This is a genomic window from Streptomyces sp. NPDC005866, from assembly GCF_040629895.1.
GTDB lineage: Bacteria > Actinomycetota > Actinomycetes > Streptomycetales > Streptomycetaceae > Streptomyces.
On the sequence record NZ_JBEXWP010000023.1, the window covers coordinates 88,967 to 106,568 of the forward strand.

General features: G+C 72.4%; 14 protein-coding genes and 1 pseudogene. 12 read left to right on the forward strand and 3 right to left on the reverse strand.

All coding sequences use genetic code 11. The features are described from left to right. The first annotated feature begins 27 nt into the window (after window positions 1-27). The 5 genes from pcaH (at window position 28) to ABZ396_RS29605 (ending at window position 4,718) form a co-directional block, all read left to right on the forward strand. Complete coding sequence (gene pcaH / locus ABZ396_RS29585) at window positions 28-801, forward strand: protocatechuate 3,4-dioxygenase subunit beta (RefSeq protein WP_358917590.1); 774 nt, start codon at window positions 28-30, stop codon at window positions 799-801. 6 nt (window positions 802-807) lie between these two features. Further along, window positions 808-1,410 carry a protocatechuate 3,4-dioxygenase subunit alpha gene (pcaG, locus tag ABZ396_RS29590; RefSeq protein WP_358917591.1) on the forward strand — a complete coding sequence of 201 codons (603 nt, stop codon included), beginning with the start codon at window positions 808-810 and terminating at the stop codon, window positions 1,408-1,410. A gap of 5 nt (window positions 1,411-1,415) precedes the next feature. Next, complete coding sequence (gene pcaB, locus ABZ396_RS29595; protein ID WP_358917678.1) at window positions 1,416-2,747, forward strand: 3-carboxy-cis,cis-muconate cycloisomerase; 1,332 nt, start codon at window positions 1,416-1,418, stop codon at window positions 2,745-2,747. Continuing rightward, complete coding sequence (gene pcaD, locus ABZ396_RS29600; RefSeq protein ID WP_358917593.1) at window positions 2,744-3,862, forward strand: 3-oxoadipate enol-lactonase; 1,119 nt, start codon at window positions 2,744-2,746, stop codon at window positions 3,860-3,862. The genes pcaB and pcaD overlap by 4 nt, the downstream gene beginning before the upstream one ends. 64 nt (window positions 3,863-3,926) lie before the next feature. Next, window positions 3,927-4,718, forward strand: a complete 792-nt coding sequence (locus ABZ396_RS29605; protein WP_358917595.1) for an SDR family NAD(P)-dependent oxidoreductase — start codon at window positions 3,927-3,929, stop codon at window positions 4,716-4,718. Window positions 4,719-4,767: 49 nt separating this feature from the next. Here ABZ396_RS29605 and ABZ396_RS29610 read toward each other — a convergent pair whose 3' ends face one another. Next, window positions 4,768-7,449, reverse strand: coding sequence for an AAA family ATPase (locus ABZ396_RS29610; RefSeq protein ID WP_358917597.1), 2,682 nt, complete (start codon window positions 7,447-7,449; stop codon window positions 4,768-4,770). A 181-nt stretch (window positions 7,450-7,630) separates the two neighbouring features. Between ABZ396_RS29610 and ABZ396_RS29615 the strand changes: the two genes are divergently transcribed. The 3 genes from ABZ396_RS29615 to ABZ396_RS29625 all read left to right on the forward strand — a co-directional run bounded on the left by ABZ396_RS29615 (window position 7,631) and on the right by ABZ396_RS29625 (window position 11,148). Further along, window positions 7,631-8,902: an MFS transporter gene (locus ABZ396_RS29615; RefSeq protein ID WP_358917599.1), complete on the forward strand. Its 1,272-nt coding sequence runs from the start codon at window positions 7,631-7,633 to the stop codon at window positions 8,900-8,902. A gap of 3 nt (window positions 8,903-8,905) precedes the next feature. Continuing rightward, a complete protein-coding gene (locus tag ABZ396_RS29620; protein WP_358917601.1) occupies window positions 8,906-10,048 on the forward strand; it encodes an anhydro-N-acetylmuramic acid kinase in 1,143 nt (380 codons plus the stop codon). 77 nt (window positions 10,049-10,125) lie between these two features. Next, a complete protein-coding gene (locus ABZ396_RS29625; protein ID WP_358917603.1) occupies window positions 10,126-11,148 on the forward strand; it encodes a DUF2510 domain-containing protein in 1,023 nt (340 codons plus the stop codon). Between the two features lie 154 nt (window positions 11,149-11,302). Here the strand turns inward: ABZ396_RS29625 and ABZ396_RS29630 are convergent, their stop codons facing one another. After that, entirely contained in the window at window positions 11,303-11,917 is a 615-nt protein-coding gene (locus ABZ396_RS29630; RefSeq protein WP_358917605.1) for a TetR/AcrR family transcriptional regulator C-terminal ligand-binding domain-containing protein, read from the reverse strand. 227 nt (window positions 11,918-12,144) lie between these two features. Here ABZ396_RS29630 and ABZ396_RS29635 point away from each other — a divergent pair, with 227 nt between their 5' ends. Further along, window positions 12,145-12,978, forward strand: a complete 834-nt coding sequence (locus tag ABZ396_RS29635) for a phosphatase PAP2 family protein (protein WP_358917607.1) — start codon at window positions 12,145-12,147, stop codon at window positions 12,976-12,978. Beyond that, window positions 12,975-13,934, forward strand: a complete 960-nt coding sequence (locus ABZ396_RS29640; RefSeq protein ID WP_358917609.1) for a hypothetical protein — start codon at window positions 12,975-12,977, stop codon at window positions 13,932-13,934. The genes ABZ396_RS29635 and ABZ396_RS29640 overlap by 4 nt, the downstream gene beginning before the upstream one ends. Before the next feature lie 107 nt (window positions 13,935-14,041). Here ABZ396_RS29640 and ABZ396_RS29645 read toward each other — a convergent pair whose 3' ends face one another. Next, a complete protein-coding gene (locus ABZ396_RS29645; protein ID WP_358917611.1) occupies window positions 14,042-16,090 on the reverse strand; it encodes a phosphocholine-specific phospholipase C in 2,049 nt (682 codons plus the stop codon). A 270-nt stretch (window positions 16,091-16,360) separates the two neighbouring features. Between ABZ396_RS29645 and ABZ396_RS29650 the strand changes: the two are divergent. Continuing rightward, window positions 16,361-16,993: pseudogene (locus ABZ396_RS29650) on the forward strand (peptidoglycan endopeptidase); the annotation flags it as partial. Window positions 16,994-17,138: 145 nt separating this feature from the next. Continuing rightward, complete coding sequence (locus ABZ396_RS29655) at window positions 17,139-17,534, forward strand: nuclear transport factor 2 family protein (protein WP_358917613.1); 396 nt, start codon at window positions 17,139-17,141, stop codon at window positions 17,532-17,534. Window positions 17,535-17,602 lie beyond the last annotated feature (68 nt).

Below are 17,602 nucleotides of genomic sequence, written 5' to 3' on the forward strand. Positions count from 1 at the left end.
GTCGGGCGCTTACAACTAGGACTTTCAATGTCTCTCACCCAAGCTGACATCGACGTCGAAATCGCCGCCGAACACGCCGCTTATGAGAAGCGCGTCTCCGAAGGCGCCCCCGTCGAGCACCAGCCCCGCCGGGACTACGCCCCCTACCGCTCCTCCATCCTCCGGCACCCCAGACAACCCCTGGTCCCCATCGACACCAGCAAGGATCCGGAGCTGGTGGAGTTGCACTCGCCCGCCTTCGGGGAGCGGGACATCACCGAGATCGACAACGATCTGACCCGGCAGCACACCGGTGAGCCGATCGGTGAGCGCATCACCGTCTCCGGGCGGCTCCTCGACCGGGACGGCCGGCCGATCCGCGGGCAGCTGATCGAGATCTGGCAGGCCAACTCGGCGGGCCGCTACGCCCACCAGCGCGAGCAGCACGACGCCCCGCTGGACCCGAACTTCACGGGTGTCGGCCGTACGATCACCGACGCCGACGGCGGCTATCGTTTCACCACCGTCCAGCCGGGCCCCTACCCCTGGCGCAACCACCTCAACGCGTGGCGTCCGGCGCACATCCACTTCTCGATGTTCGGTACGGCGTTCACCCAGCGGCTCGTGACGCAGATGTACTTCCCGAGCGACCCGCTGTTCCCGTACGACCCGATCATCCAGTCGGTGACGGACGACGCGGCCCGGCAGCGCCTGGTCGCGACCTATGACCACAGCCTGTCCGTGCCGGAGTTCTCGATGGGCTACCACTGGGACATAGTGCTGGACGGCCCCCACGCCACCTGGCTCGAAGAAGGACGCTGAGCTGCCATGACGAAGTTCGACACGAGCAGCCCGGAGCGCGTGCTGCCCACCCCGTCGCACACGGTCGGCCCGTTCTACGGCTACGCGCTGCCGTTCCGCGGGGGCGAGGAGATCGCGCCCCTCGGCCACCCGGACACGATCACGGTCCACGGGTACATCCTGGACGGCGAGGGCCACCCGCTGCCGGACGCCTTCGTGGAGCTGTGGGGCGCCGACCCGGACGGGAACGTGTCCACGACCGACGGTTCGCTCCGCCGCGACCCGGCGACCGGTGCCTGCCTCGGCCGCAACGGCGTGGAGTTCACCGGCTGGGGCCGGATCCAGACGGACGCCGACGGGCACTGGTACGCGCGGACGCTGCGGCCGGGCGCCCGCGGCGACAGCGCGCCCTACATCAGCGTGTGCGTGTTCGCGCGGGGGCTGCTGATGCACCTGTTCACCCGGACCTATCTGCCGGGCGACGACGCGGTGCTCGCCGCCGACCCACTGCTCACCCGGGTGGGCGAGCGGCGCGACACGCTGATCGCCGCCGACGAGGGCCGGGGGACCTACCGTTTCGACATCCGCCTTCAAGGCGAGGGCGAAACGGTCTTCCTGGAGTTCCAGTGACGTCAGTGAACTACGGCGGCGGTGACGCCGGGTTGCTCGGTCCCGGGTGGGCCGGTTCCGCCGCCGCGTCCGCGACCGGAGACGGCGCCTGGCTGCGGGCGCTCCTCGACGCGGAGGCGGCCCTCACCCGCGCCCAGGCCGCTCTGGGGCTGGCCCCGGCCGAGGCCGCGGCGGCCGTGACCGAGGCCGCCGAACCGGGCCGCTTCGACGTCGGCGCCCTCGCGGAGCGCGCCCGCGCCGGCGGCAACCCGGTCATCCCGCTGGTCGCCGATCTGGTGAAGGCGGTCGGCGCGGAGTACGGGCCGTATGTGCACCGGGGAGCCACCAGCCAGGACATCATGGACACGGCGACGATGCTGGTCGCCGCCCGCACCCTGGACCTCGTGCTCGCCGACCTCGGGCGCACCGAACAGGCGCTGGCCCGGCTGGCCGCCGAGCACCGTGACACGCCGATGCCGGGCCGCACGCTCACCCAGCACGCCGTACCGACGACCTTCGGACTGAAGGCGGCCGGCTGGCGTTCTCTGGTCCTCGACGCCCGTGACCGCATGGCCAGGGTCCTGGAGTCGCTGCCCGCGCAACTCGGCGGCGCGGCGGGTACGTTGGCGGCCTTCGGGGCGTACGGCGCGGAACATGTCGAAGAGCTGCCGGAGGCGTACGCACGTGAACTCCGCCTCGCCGCCCCGGCCTTGCCGTGGCACACCCTGCGCACGCCCATCGCCGATCTCGCCGGATGCCTCGCCTTCACGGCCGGGGCGCTGGGCAAGGTCGCCGTGGATGTGCTGACCCTGTCCCGTACCGAGATCGGTGAGCTCTCCGAGGGCAGCGGGGGCGGTTCGTCGGCGATGCCGCACAAGGCGAACCCCGTGCGGTCCACGCTCGTCGCGGCCGCCGCCCGGCGGGCCCCGCAGCTCGCGGCCGTCCTGTACGGCTCCCTGGTCGCGGAGGACGAGCGGCCGGCCGGTGCCTGGCACGCCGAGTGGGAGCCGTTGCGGGATCTGCTGCGCGCCGTCGGGGGCGCGGCCCGGGACGCGGCAGAGCTGACGGAGGGGCTGCGGGTGCGTCCGGAGGCGATGCGCCGGAACCTGGGCCTCTCCCGTGGTCTGATCGTCTCCGAACGGCTCTCCGCCGAACTGGCCCCCCTGCTCGGCCGGGACCGCGCGAAGGAACTGCTCACCGAGCTCGCCCGCCGTACCCACACCGAGCAGCGCACGCTGGGTGAACTCCTCGCCGAGGTACCCGAGTTGAAGGACGTCGATCTCGACGACCCGACCGACCCCGCCCACTACACCGGCTGCGCCGGCGCCCTCACCGACCGTGCACTGGAGCGACGTTGACCGAGAACCTCCTCAATCACCGTGCCGAGGGGCCCGCTTCCGCTCCCCCACTGCTGCTCGGGCCGTCGCTCGGCACCTCGTACGCGCTGTGGGACGCGGTGGCGCCCGAGCTGTCGATCGACCACCGGGTGGTGCGCTGGGACCTGCCGGGGCACGGCGGTTCGGCGCCGGATCTGATCAGGGCGGGGGCGACCGTCGGCGACCTCGCCGACCTGGTGCTCGCGCTCGCCGACTCGCTCGGCGTCGAGCGGTTCGCGTACGCGGGGGTGTCGCTGGGCGGCGCGGTGGGGCTGCACCTGGCCGTCCACCGTCCGGACCGGCTGGAGAGCCTGGCCGTGATCTGCTCCTCGGCCCACTTCAACGGCTCCAGGCCGTGGGAGGAGCGGGCCGGGCGGGTGCGCCGGGAGGGCGTGGAGTGGCTCGCGGAGAACGCGGCCACCCGCTGGTTCACGCCCGGCTTCACCGTGCCGCGGCTCGTCGAGGACCAGCGGACGGTGGACCCGGAGGCGTACGCCGCCTGCTGCGACGCACTGGCCGCCTTCGACCTGCGCGACCGGCTCGGCGAGGTCGCCGTACGCACCCTGCTGATCGCGGGCCGTCAGGACCCGGCGACCCCGCCGCCGCATCTGCGGGAGATCGCGGACGCGGTACCGGCGTCCACGCTGGTCGAGCTGCCCCGCGCCTCGCACCTGGCGCCCGCGCAGTGTCCCGAGGCCGTCCTCACCGCGCTCCGCGCCCACCTCGACGGAGGCGCCAAGCGCGGCATGGCGGTGCGCCGGGAGGTTCTGGGCGACGCGCACGTCGACCGGGCACAGGCCCGCCAGACGCCCTTCACGGCCCGCTTCCAGGACTTCATCTCACGCTACGCATGGGGAGAGATCTGGACCGACCCCACGCTCTCCCGCCGCGAACGCAGCATGATCACCCTCACCGCGCTGGTGGCGCACGGCCACTACGACGAACTGGCCATGCATGTGCGGGCCGCCCGGCGCAACGGGCTCACACCGGAGGAGATCGGCGCGGTCCTGCTGCAGACCGCGGTGTACTGCGGGGTTCCGGCGGCGAACACGGCGTTCGCGACGGCCCAGCGGGTGCTGGCGGAGGAAGAAGGGTGACCCTCGCAGTCGTAGCCTCAGGAGTAGCAAGCATGCGCGGACGACCCGTGCCTACGCTGGAAGCATGTCCACTGTTCTGATCACCGGTGCCACCTCCGGGCTCGGCCGGTATCTCGCCTTCGAACTGGTCCGCTCCGGGCATACCGTTCTCGCGCACGGCCGCGATCCGGGCCGTACCGAGGCGCTGGTCCAAGAGCTGCGCACCGAGGGCGACGCGGAGGGCTTCGTCGCGGACCTGGCCTCGCTGGCGCAGGTCCGCGAGCTGGGCGCGCGGGTCGCCGACGCGCGTCCCGACCTGGACGTACTGATCAACAACGCGGGCGTCGGTGCCGGTGCGCCCGGCGCGGGGCGCGAACTGAGCGCGGACGGCCACGAACTGCGCCTGGCCGTCAACTACCTGGCCCCGGTGACCCTGACCCGCGCCCTGCTGCCGGTCCTGCGCGCCGGCACCCCGGCCCGGATCGTCGACGTCGGCTCGGCCGGCCAGGAGCCGCTGGACTTCGACGACCCCGAGTTCACCCGCGGCTACCAGGGCTTCGCGGCGTACTGCCGGGCCAAGTTCGCCCTGGCGGCCCACACGTTCACCCTGGCGGAGGAACTGGTGGGCACCGGAGTGTCCGTGAATGTGGTGCACCCGGCGACCTTCATGGACACGGCGATGGTCCGGGAGGGCGGGGTGGCCCCGTGGAACACGGTGGCCGACGGCGCCCCGGGAGTACTGGCCCTGGCCACCCAGGACCTGGGAACGGGCGGCTACTTCGACGGGACGAGCCCGGCGAGGGCCCACGAGGCGACCTACGACAGGGACGTACAAAAACGCCTCGCCGCGGTGACCGATCAACTCCTGGCGCTGTAGCGCCCCTTCAGGAGCGCGGTCACGGTCAGCCACAGACCGCCCGCACGGGTCACCGCAGCCCCCTCCCCGTGTCCAGCACCTCCCGCGCCTGAGCGGCCAACCCGTCCGCCCCACACGAGCGAGCCAGAGCCAGCCCCCGAGTCAGCTCGGCCGCCGACCGCGCGGCAATCCCGTACTCCACCCGGGCCGCCGCGTGCTCGTACTGACACGGCGACGCCTCCAGATAAGCGACCGCCTGCGAGGCCAGCCGCACCTGCCGCTGACCGGTCTCCAGCGCGGCGGCGCACCGCAATGCCTCTCCTATCGCCGTGTCCGTCCCGAACCGCTCGGCCTGCCGCCGCGCGTCCACCGCCAGCTGCGCAGCCCGCGCCGGGTCCTCGCCGGCGAGGGCCCGGGCGAGGTCGAGCGCCCAGGGCACCACCACCGGGTTGAAGTGGCCGCGCGCTGCGGCCGCCTTCTCGGCCGCCTCCAGTTCGTTGACGGCCTCCTTCGTACGGCCGACGGCGAGCAGCAGCCGGCCGCGTACGGACCGCGGGTCCGGCATCACGATCGTGGAGGGGTACGGCGGTGCGAAACCGTACTGCTCGGCCGTCTCCCAGGCCTGCTGGACATGGCCGCGGGCGAGCAGTGTGTCGACCAGGTTGCAGGTGGCGGTCCAGTACAGGGGCAGCCCGCGGCCGACCCGCTCGGCGATCCGCAAGGACTCCCGCAGGGAGATCTCCGCGTCCCGGAGCCGGCCGCGCCTGCGGTGCCCGAGGCCCACGTAGGCATGGGCGAGGGCCAGGTGGCCGCCGCTCCAGCCGGAGGACTCATAGGCGCGCAAGGCCTCGTTGTAGAGGCTCTCCGCACGGTCGAGGCGGTCGGTGTACACATAGGCGCTGGCGAGCATCAGCAGAAGCTCGATGCCCCACTCGGTGTCGGTCCAGCCGAGTCCGGGGGCCAGCCGGCCGTTGACGAGGGCGCGGTCGCAGAGTTCGACGACCTCTTCGGCGTTCTCCCCCTGTGTGAGGAGGTCGAAGCCGCGCAGCATCAGCAGGGCGCGCTCGGAGTTGTCCCGGCCGGTGCAGGTGTCGGTGAGCGCGCCGAGGCGTTCGGAGCGGCGCGGCGAGACGGCCTCGCCGGCGATGCCCTCCCACATGAACTGGACGCCCTGGAGCCGGAGCTTGGCGGGGCCCTCCTCGTGCCGGGCGGCCTCCGCCTCGACCGTGCGGACGGCTTCCTCCAGTTGGTCGTTGTGGAGGAGGGCCTGGGAGAGGCGGAAGACGGCGTCGACGCGTTCGGCGCCGCCGAGGCCGGGCATGCCGAGCGCGCTCCGCAGATGGCCGATGGTGATGGCGGGCTTGGTGAGCAGGGTGGCGCAGCCCAGTTCGTAGAGCACGCGCGCGTGGACCTCGGGTACGGGCGGTTCCAGCAGGGCGCGTTCGAGGCAGCGGCGGGCGGCGTCCGGGGCGCCCACGGCGAGGTGTTCCTTGGCCGCGTCCCGCAACTGCTGGACGAGTTCCTCGTCGTCGTCCGGATGCACCTTCAGCAGATGGCGGGAGGCCTCGGCGATGCCCCGGCCGTCGTCGATGACGATCTGCGCGGCGATGCCGTGCATGGCGGTGCACATCGCCGGCGGGATGGAGTTGTAGACGGCGCTGGCGATCAGCGGGTGGACGAACTCCAGGTCACCGGTGTGCGACCGGGAACCCGCCGGGTCGGGCTCGGTGAGGATACGGGCGCTGCGCAGCAGTCCGGCGCAGCGCCCGGCGTTCTCCACGGTCATGGTGGCGAGCTGGGCGACCAGTTCGACGGAGATGCCGGTGCCGAGAATGGCGGCGGCCCAGGCGAAGCGGGTGGCGTCGATACCGAGGCCTTCGAGGCGGGTGACGAGTCCGCCGCCGCGGGCCGACCGGTTGAGCGCGCGCAGTTCGCCGGCCCGGGCCTCGACGGGCTCGACCTCGCTGTCCTGGACCTTGGCGAGGAGTTCGACGGTCTCGTAGGGGTTGCCGCCGGTGACGGCCCAGACCTCGCGGCAGAACGGGCCGTCGGCGTGCGCGCCGAGGGTGGCGACGGTGAGCCCGGCGGTGGCGTCCGGGGTGAGGGCGCTCAGATTGTGGACGGGGTTCGCGGCCGCGTCGGCCACGGCGTCGAGATAGCGGGCGCTGTCGCCACCGACCTCGCCGGGGCGGCGGGCGACCAGGACGAGGACGGACAGGTCGTCGAGACGCTCCACGAAGGCGGCGAGCCAGGCCAGGGTCTCCTGATCGGCCCAGTGCGCGTCGTCGATCAGCAGCACCAGCGGCCAGTCGCGTCTGGCCAGCCGGCGGACGGCGGCGACCAGCCCGTCGCAGACGCCCTGCGGGTCGGCCTGGCGCTCACCGGGGTCCGTTATCCCGAGGGCGGGGCCGGCGATGTCGTACCAGTCGCCGAGGTACTCGCGGGCCTCGTCGGGCAGCAGGGAGACCAGGGCGGGCTGGAGCAACTGCCGTACCACGTTGAAGGGAACGCTGCGCAGGGTCTCGCCGCCGCGGGTGGACCAGACGGTGCAGCCGCGGCGCTCGGCGATACGGCGGGTTTCGGCCAGCAGCGCGGTCTTGCCGATTCCCGCCTCGCCGCACAGGACCAGCAGGCTCCCGGAGCTGGTCCGGTCGGCGCACAGGACGTCGAGTGCCTCGGTGATGGCGGCGATCTCCGCCTCGCGCTCCCAGAGGGGAGCAGAGGCGCCCCCGGAGGGCTGGTCCTCCGTCATCCCGTTACCTCCCCAAGTCGCCCGAACGACGTACAGACCACGAGCGTAGTCGTCCTGTTGGCTGTCCGGAGGCGGGTCCGGGCAGCTGTTGCCGTGACGGATGAAAGCGGGTGCGTCCGGGCGACGCCGGACGGCCCCGACCTGCCGCTGTGGAGCGAACGGACCGTCAACGGGCGTGGAAATGAAGCTGATTTTCGAAGATCGGGCAGTACGGGAGCGGAACCGGCCCCTGCGGGCTCTGGCCGCGGGCTCGGTGGGCAACCTCATCGAGTGGTACGAGTTCGGCGTCTACGGCTATTTCGCGACGGTCGTCGCCGAGCGGTTCTTCACCCCGGCGGGCGGCAGCGCGGCCGAGGGGCTGGTGCGCACCTACGCCTCGTTCGGGCTGGCGTTCTTCTTCCGTCCGCTGGGCGCGGCCCTGTTCGGCCGGCTGGCCGACCGGCTCGGACGGCGGCCGGTGCTGATTCTCGTGGTCGCGCTGATGACGAGTGCCACGGCACTCATCGGCCTGCTGCCGACGTATGCGCAGGCCGGTGCGCTCGCGCCCTGGCTGCTGACATTGCTGAGGGCCGTTCAGGGACTGTCGGCGGGCGGGGAGTTCGGTGGCGCGGTGGCGATGCTGACCGAGTTCGCGCCGCCGGGGCGGCGGGGGCTGTACGGGGCGTGGCAGTCGTTCACCGTGGCGTTGGGACTGCTGGGCGGGGCGGGCGTGGCGGCGGGGCTCGCCTCCGTGCTGGCGGAGGGCCAGCTCGGCTCGTGGGGCTGGCGGTTGCCGTTCCTGCTTGCGTTGCCCCTGGGTGCGCTCGCGCTGTGGCTGCGGGTGGGGCTGGACGAGACACCGGAGTTCCGGGAGCCGGACGTGCGGGCGGTGCGGGTGTCGGCCGGGGCGATCGCGCTGGCCGCCGGGCGGGTGATGGGCTGGTCGGCGGCCGGGTACACCTTCCTGGTCGTGCTGCCGTCGTACCTCCAGACCGCGCTGCACACCGGCTTCCGTGCGGCACTCCTGGCGACCGCGCTGGCGAACCTGGGTTTCGCGGCGGCGATCCTCCCGGCGGGGCTGCTCAGCGACCGGATCGGGCGGCGGCCGGTGATGCTGACGGGCGCCGGTCTCGTGGTGGTGCTGGCCCTGCCGCTGCTCCACCTGCTCCAGGACGACGGGATGTCCTTTGGTGTGAAGGGCGCGGCCCTGTGCGGCGCGGGCGCGGTGGTGGGGCTGATGGCCGGGCCGGGGCCCGCACTGCTGGCCGAGATGTTCCCGGCGCGCGCCCGCTGCACTGGCCTGGGACTCGCCTACGCCCTGTCCAATGCCGTGTTCTCGGGCTGTGCCGGGCTCATCATCACGGAAGCGGTGAAGCGCACCGGGAACCTGGACGTTCCCGGCTACTACGTGGCGGCGACCTGCGCGGTCAGTGTGCTCGCGCTGATGAAGTCCCGGGAGACGAAGGCGGGTTGAGCAGTGCTGGTGATCGGTCTGATGTCCGGGACGTCGCACGACGCGGTCGACGCGGCGGCCGCCGAGCTGCGCCTGGCCGGCGACACGCTGCTGCTGAAACCGCTGGGGATGGTGAGCACGCCGTACGACGACGAGCTGCGCGAGGCCCTGGCGAGAGCGCTGCCCCCGGCGGCCGTACCGCTGGCGCGGGTGTGTCTGCTGGACACCCGGATCGGGCAGGCGTTCGCGGCGGCGGCCGTCCGGGCCGACCGTGAACTGTGCGGCGGACGGGCCGAGTTGGTGGCGTCGCACGGGCAGACGGTCTTCCACTGGGCGGAGGGCGGCCGGGTGCACGGGACCCTGCAGCTCGGGCAGCCGGCCTGGATCGCGGAGGCGACGGGGCTGCCGGTGGTCGCCGACTTCCGGCCGCGGGACGTGGCCGCCGGGGGCCAGGGCGCTCCCCTGGTGAGCCTGGTCGACCTGCTGTGGCTGTGCGGCCGGCCGGGCACGCCGGTGGCGCTGAACATCGGGGGGATCGCCAACCTCACCGCGCCGGACGGCACGGCCTTCGACACCGGGCCCGGGTGCGCGCTGATGGACGCGGCGGCCCGGGAGTTCACCGGCGGCCGGCTGGCGTACGACGTGGACGGGGCGCTGGCGGCGCGCGGCCGGCCGTACGGGCCACTGCTGGACCGGTTGCTGGGGGATCCGTACTACGCGCTGCCCGCGCCGAAGACGACCGGCAAGGAACTGTTCCACGCCGGGTACTGGCGAGCGCCGGAGGGCCTGTCGGCCGAGGACGCGCTGGCGACGCTCACCGAGCTGACGGCCCGGACGGTGGCGGACTCCGTGCGGGGAGCGGGTGCCACGGAGGTCATCGCGTCCGGCGGCGGCACCCGCAACCCGGTGCTGATGAGGATGCTCCGCAGTCTGCTTACAGAGATCCCGGTCCGCGTCTCCGACGAGCTGGGGCTCCCCTCGGCGGCGAAGGAGGCATACGCCTTCGCGGTGCTCGGTTTCCTCACCGCACACGGCCTTCCGGGCACCGCCCCGGCCGCCACCGGCGCCCGGCACCCGAGCGTGCTGGGCTCGCTGACCCCGGGTCGGGGCGGTGTGCGGCTGCCGCCACCGGCTCCGAACCCGCCGGTGCGGCTGCGGATCGAGTGAGGCGTGCAGGATCGGCTCATCCGAAAGGCGCCAGATCCTCTCATCCGACTTTCACCGACGCCTCATACGGTGGGGGCATGACGCAGGTGACTCCCCCCGGGTGGTACCCCGACCCCGGGCAGACAAGTGACGGTCCGGCCACTGAGCGCTGGTGGGACGGCAAGGCGTGGACGGAGCAGACCCGGCCCGCCGGGGCGGGTGCCGACTGGGGTCCCCCGACGCCATCGCCGCCAGACGCGGCCTACCAGGCGTACCCGGCCCATCCGGGGTATCCGGCACCGCCGGCCACCGGCAAGCGCGGCCTTCGCACCGGCGTGGCCGTCGGTGTCGCCGTGGCGGTCCTCGCCGCCGTCGGGGTGGGCGCCTGGGCGCTCACCGGCAACGGCGGTGACAACGGCGGACAGGCCGCGCAGCAGGGCTCGGGCGGTCAGGGCGGTTTCGGCCAGGGCGGGTCCGAGGGGCAGAGCGGCGGGCAGGGCTTCCCGTTCGGCGGGTCGGGCGGCTCGGGGTCCGGCGGCGGCTCGGGTGGCGCGTCGCCGTCACCGAACCAGTCCGGGGCACCGAAGGTCCAGGGCGGCGGAACGGTGTCGGACTCCGTCAACGCCATCAGCATCCCGGTGCCCAAGGGCTGGACCGGGCAGGCGATCAACGTCGGCGGCCAGGTCACCTCCGACAACTCCTACAAATGCCCCGGCGACACCTCCCAGACCTGCACCGCCGGCGGCGCCTATTCCGCGCCCGCGCTGGTGCTGGGCACCCAGGGCAGCACCCCCGAGGAGGTCGCCAAGGCGGACATCTCGGCCAACGCCACGGAGTCGTACGGAGGCAAGAGCTACGGCGCGATCACCTCGCACGAGGTGCTGGCCTCCAAGGCCGTCACCGCGGCCGGGCAGAAGGGCTATCTGGTCCGCTGGAAGGCGGTGACCAGCAAGGGCGCCGACGGCTATGTCGAGTCGCTGGCCTTCCCGTCGCCCGCGAGCGCCCAGCAGATCGTGGTGGTCCGGTTCGGCGTCGACGTCGGCCAGAGCCAGTCGGTGATCGACGACATCACCAAGGGCATCAAGGTGTCCTCCGGCAGCGGCGACGGCCAGACCGTCTGAGCCGCCCCGGTACCGGGACGTCAGTCGGCCGGGTGGGGCGCCCCTCCGCTCAAAGGGGAGCTCCACCCGGCCGGGGGGTGCGCGCCGCCCCCGTCCCCACGGTGCGGCGCGAGCAGGTCACCGTCCAGTCATCCCGTGGACGGCGGCCTGGGTCCTATGTCAGTCCGAGTGCGGGCAGCGCCACGGCCTCCACGAACCGGACGAGATAGTCGGCGTCGGCGTACTCGCCGGTGAGCACGGGCCGTACCCGCAGGACGCCGAACATCATGGCGGGCACATAGTCCAGCGCGGGATGGTCCTCCAGCACCTCGCCCCGCTCGACACCGCGGCGCAGGATCTCCTGGAGCGCGGCGATCTCGGGTTCGACGAGCGCCTCGCGCAGCGCCGTGGCCAGTTCCACGTCCGAGTGGACCGCGTGGCCCAGCGCCGAGAGCAGCTTGGTGTCCTTGCGCGACCAGTCCCCGGCGGCCCGCGCCACCTCGCGCAGGTCCTCCGCGAGGGACCCGGTGTCGATGCCGGCGAACCGCACTCGCCGGTTGGCCCGCAACGCGGCCGCGACGAACTGCGGCTTGGTCTTCCACTGCCGGTAGAGCGTGGACTTGCTGCACCGGGTGCTGCTGGCGACCCCCTCCATGGTCACGGAGTCGTAGCCGCACTCGCGGATCTGTTCGAGCACGGCGTCGAAGAACTCCCGCTCACGCTCCGGCGTGATCTTGGAGCGGCGCGAGGCGGCGACCGTCTCCGGTCCGTCCGCGGCCTGCGACGTCATGTGCCCTTCTCCTCACTCGCGCATCACTTGCGGATCATCTGGTCCCCTCCCGCCGTTCGGCCGGAGCGGAAAGCTACAACCAGTGTGGCCCACGTCTATCGATACGCCACTGTACCGGTACTCGACCGTATCGGTACAGTGGCGTATCGGTACGCTTTCGTATCGATGAGTTCGGGCCACCGCCCGGGACTCGGCACAGCACCACCGTTTCAGTGAGGGGGCCTGGGATGAGATCCCAGTCCGAGCCGGCAGCAACGGAGCCGGGGGCGATAGCCCGGCCGCCGCTCGTCCGTGAGCTCCTGCTCGTCGCGGGACTCTTCCTCGTCTACAAATTCGGGCGGCAGCTGGCCACCGGCCATTCCGCCGAGGCCCTGCACAACGCCCACCGGATCTGGGACCTGGAACGGACGCTGCAACTGCCCTCGGAGGTCGACGTGCAGTCCGCACTGCTGCACGGCGACTCCCTCGTCCACCTGGCCAACACCTACTACGCGACGGTTCATTTCCCGGCCACGCTGGCCTTTCTGGCCTGGCTCTACCTGCGGCGGCCCGCGCACTACGTCTGGGCCCGCCGGGTCCTTGCCGTGGTCACCGCAGCCGCCCTGGTGCTGCCCTTCACGTTCCCGCTGGCGCCGCCGCGGATGCTGGCCGCGACCGGCCTCGTCGACACGGCGCGCCGGTACGGCCCCTCCGTCTACGGCCCGCCCTCCAGCGACCACCTCTCCAACCAGTTCGCGGCGATGCCCTCGCTGCACTTCGGCTGGGCGCTGATGGTGGCGATCGGCCTGATCGTCGCCACTCGCTCCCGCCGGCGCTGGCTGTGGCTGCTGCACCCGGCGATCACCCTGCTCGTGATCGTGGGCACCGCGAACCACTACTGGCTGGACTCGGTCGTCGCCACCGTGATGCTCGGCGCCGCCCTCGCTCTGATCCGCCCCCAGACTTCGTCCGGGGGGACCCCCACCTCCCTTCGCTCGCCGAACCGCACGGCCACCACCGCCGAGCGCGGCACCCGCGAACTCGTGTCCGAGCAGCCTGTGCTGGTGGGGGCGGGCCGATGAGCGCCGCGGCCCTGATCGCCGTCCTCCTCTCCCTGGTCTCGGCCGTCGCCTACGCGGCCGCCGCCGTCGCCCAGGAACGGCTCGCGTCGAAGACCTCCGGCGCGGGTCTGCTACGACTGCTCGGCTCCGGTGCCTGGTGGACGGCGGTCGGCCTCAACGCGGGCGCCGCGCTCCTCCATGTCGTAGCTCTCAAGTACGGCCCGCTCACCCTCGTACAGCCGCTGGGCGCACTCACTTTGGTCGCGGCCGTACCGCTGGGCGCGCGGGTGGCCGGGCGCCGGGTCAGCGCGACGGAGTGGCGGGGCACGGCCCTGACCCTGCTGGGCCTCGGCGCCCTGCTGGTCACGGCCTCCGGCCCCGCACCGCATCAGGTGCTGAGCCTCACCGAAGCCCTCTCGGTGGCCGGTACGACCGCCGCCCTGATCGGCGTCCTGTCCCGCCCCGGCGCCCGCCCGGGCCTCCGGCACGCGACCGCGTCCGGCTTCGCCTCGGGCGTCGCCTCGGCCCTCACCCAGACGGTGACGGTGGCGGCGACGGATCGCTCGGGCCCGGTACTGAGCCTCCAGGTGATCGTGGTGGCGCTCCTGGTGGCCGCGTTCGCGGTGGGCGGTCTGCTCCTCTCCCAGACCGCCTACCGAGGCGGCCTCGGCGCCCCGCTGGCGGTGGTCACCCTGTCCAACCCGGTGGCGGCGGCGGTCATCGGCCTGACGCTGCTGGGCCAGGGCCTGCAAGGGGGTGCGGCGGGCATCCTGCTCGCACTGGCGGGCGCGGGCCTCGCCTCCTGGGGCGTGGTCCTGCTGACCCGGGTGACCGTGACCCCGGCAACGCCGGTCCCCGAGCAGGAGGGCGAGCACCCGGTGGCGGCGGTACTGGCCCTGGAGTCGGCGAGGGTGGCGGCGGAGCAGGCCCTGCTCCCCCAGCAGAAGCCGGAGACCGGACAGCTCACGGCACTGTGAGCGCCGACCGGTCCAGCCACGGAGCGTGCTTGGGCGCCGTCCCGGTACCGGCACGCGTGGGGCGCACCGTGCGGCACTAGCCCGCACGATGCGCCCTCATCGCCCTGTCACACCGTGCTGATCGCCGGGTCGCTGACGCCCGGAAGGCCGTTCTCGACATGTCCGGCGAACCGCCGCACAAACGTCCTGTCGGCGTCGGAGGTGACGGTCACGTCGTACCAGCGGTGGCCGGCCGCGAGGCCGACGGTGTGCTTCACGGTCGCCCGGGCGCGCACGGTGACGGTGCGGGGCCTGCCGCCGTAGCCGTTGGCCACCGTCAGCTTGACGGTGCCGGAGCCCTTGTTGGTGAGGGTCAGCTCGATGTCGTCGCCGGCGGGCCGGGCGGTGACCTCGGGTCCGGCCACCTTGCCGGGGCCCTGGAAGGTGCGCAGGAAGCCGTTCGGGCCGTGCACGGTCAGATCGTACGAGCCGCCCGAGTACACCGAGTTCCAGGTGTCGGAGACGGACTTGCCGGCCTCGGTGGTGTAGCTCCAGGGACCGTCGGCGCGGTTGTTGGAGGTGACCAGGAAGGCGGCGCCGGCATGCGCGCCCGAGGCGAAGGTCAGCGTGACTTTGCCGGCCGCCGCGTCCAGCGAACCGTCCACCTGCGGGGCGTACTTGAGCGGCCGGGTGGGCCGCGAGCCGCGCTCCTGCCTGGGCAGGGCCGGGTTGGCGGGCGGGGTGGGCACGTAGTCGGGATGGCGGTTGTTGTCCGGCGGCTGGTAGCCGTCGGTCGACGGCAGCGCGACCGGCTTGGTGTCCTTGCTGGAGAAGTCGAACGCGGCGGTCAGGTCGCCGCTGACGGCCCGCCGCCAGGGCGAGATGTTCGGCTCGTGGACGCCGAAGCGGTTCTCCATGAACCGGATGACCGAGGTGTGGTCGAGCGTCTCGGAGCAGACGTAACCGCCCTTGCTCCACGGGGAGACGACTAGCATCGGCACCCGCTGGCCGAGGCCGTAGGGGCCGTCGGTGTGACTGGCGTCGCCCTTGAGGAGGTCCGGGCTCGGGTCGACGGTGGACTTGCCCTGCGCGGCGGAGGCCGGCGGGAACGGCGGGATCAGGTGGTCGAAGAAGCCGTCGTTCTCGTCGTACGTGATGAACAGCGCCGTCTTCGCCCACACCGCGGGGTCGGCTGTGAGCGCGTCCAGAACCTGGGAGATGTACCAGGCGCCGTAGTTGGCGGGCCAGTTGGGGTGCTCGGTGAAGGCCTCGGGGGCGACGACCCAGGAGATCTGCGGCAGCTTGCCGGCCTTGACGTCGGCCTTGAGCTGGTCGAAGAAGCCCTCGCCCTTGCGGGCGTCGGTGCCGGTGCGGGCCTTGTCGTACAGCGGGTCGCCGGGCTGGGCGTTCTGGTACTGCTTGAAGTAGAGCAGCGAGTTGTCGCCGTAGTTGCCGCGGTAGGCGTCCTGGATCCAGCCCCAGCTGCCGTTCGCGTCGAGGCCGTCGCCGACGTCCTGGTAGATCTTCCAGGAGACGCCCGCCTTCTCCAGGCGCTCGGGGTAGGTCGTCCAGGCGTAGCCGGCCTCGTCGTTGCCGAGGACCGGGCCGCCGCCCTTACCGTCGTTGCCCGTGTAACCGGTCCACAGGTAGTAGCGGTTCGGGTCGGTCGAGCCGATGAACGAGCAGTGGTAGGCGTCGCAGACGGTGAAGGCGTCGGCGAGCGCGTAGTGGAACGGGATGTCGTTCCGGTTCAGGTACGCCATCGTCGTGGAGCCCTTGGAGGGCACCCACTTGTCGTACTTGCCGCTGTTGAAGGCGGCGTGGCCGTCGTTCCAGCCGTGCGGGAGGTCCTGGATGAAGGCGAGGCCCAGGTCGTCGTGGTCCGGGTGGAAGGGCAGGATGTCCTTCGTGCCGTCGGACTGACGCCACACCGACTTGCCGTTCTGGGTCACCGGACGGGGGTCGCCGAAGCCGCGGACGCCCCTGAGCGAGCCGAAGTAGTGGTCGAAGGAACGGTTCTCCTGCATCAGGACGACGATGTGCTCGACGTCCTCGATGGATCCCGTGCGATGGTTCGCGGGCAGCGCGGCGGCGCGCTGGATGCTGTTGGACAGGGCGGTGAAGGCGGTGGTGGCCCCCGCGAGTTGCAGGAATCTGCGCCGATTGACTTCGGGCATGGGTGGGTGCCTCTCATCCTGGGTGCGGATGGCCGGAACGTGACGGAATGCGTGCGGTGCGAGTGTTCCAAGAGCACCAAACTTCAGGGAAGGGTCCGGTGGCGTCCATGTGAAAGTCGTCGGTACGTGAGGTGTGGGACACGCAGGCCCGCCCCGGCACCCGTCGACCGGGTGCCGGGGCGGGCCTGGTGCGAAGGGTCAGCCCTGGCTGCAGTAGTCGACCCAACGGTGCGAGGAGATGTTGTTGTTGACGCTCTGGCCGAAGCCGCCGAGGCCTACGAGTCGGGCACCCACATCCGCGTCGCCCCGGTGCGCACCGGCGGCGACTACGCGGGCGCGATCCGCATCAACCCGTCGGGCACGCCGGTACCACCGCCGGCCAACGGCGGTACGAGGTTCGAGACCTGGGGCCCCGGGGTGCGCACGCACTCCACGCCGAGCGTGCGCTCCTCCGTCGTGGACACCTTCGCCGGGCCGACCCAGGTCTCCGTCCAGTGCCAGCAGCACGCGGAGACGGTGACGGCCGAGGGATACACCAACGACATCTGGTCCAAGCTGGCCAACGGCTCCTGGATGACCAACATCTACATCAAGGGCCCGGCCTCGCTGCCCGGCATCCCGGACTGCGGCGGCGACAACGCACCGCCGCCGAGCGGGGGCAGCACGGCGTTCCAGACCTGGGGCACGGGCGTGCGCACGCACAGCGAGCCCAATGTGAACGCCGGTGTCGTCGACTGCTTCCCGCAGCCCACGACGGTCAACGTGGTCTGCCAGGCCCACGCCCAGACGGTCACGGCCGAGGGCTACACCAACGACGCCTGGTCCAAGCTGACCAACGGCGCGTGGATGACCAACATCTACATCAAGGGCCCGGCGTGGCTGCCGGGAGTGGCGACCTGCTGATCCGAGGCCGGTCACGGGGCGCCCGACGAGTCGGGCGCCCCGTCCGTATGCCTGCTCGACCCGGCGGCCATCGCCGCGTTCCGCGGGGCCACGGGTGCGCGCTAGCGTGCACCTACTCAACTCCTCGACCATGTGAGGTGGTCCCATGCATCCCTTCGGCAAGGCCGTCGAGAGCGGCGACACGGAGGCCGTGGCCGCCCTGCTGGCCGACGACGTCGTCTTCACCAGCCCGGTCGCCTTCAAGCCGTACGCGGGCAAGGCGATCACCGCGGCGATCCTGCGCGCGGTGTCCCAGGTCTTCGAGGACTTCACCTATGTACGGGAGATCGCGAACCCCGACGGCCGGGACCACGCCCTCGTCTTCACGGCGACGGTCGCCGGCAAGAAACTCCAGGGCTGCGACTTCCTGCACCTCGACGAGAACGGGAGGATCGACGACCTCACGGTGATGGTGCGCCCGCTCTCCGCCGCCCAGGCGCTGTCCGAGGCGATGGGCGCCCGGTTCGACCGGATCGCCCAGGAGGCCGCCGCCGCGCGGTGACCCCGGCCTCCGGCCGGAGCGACGGCCCCGGCTTCCGCAATCGCCCGATCGAGGGACTGGTGGGGGCC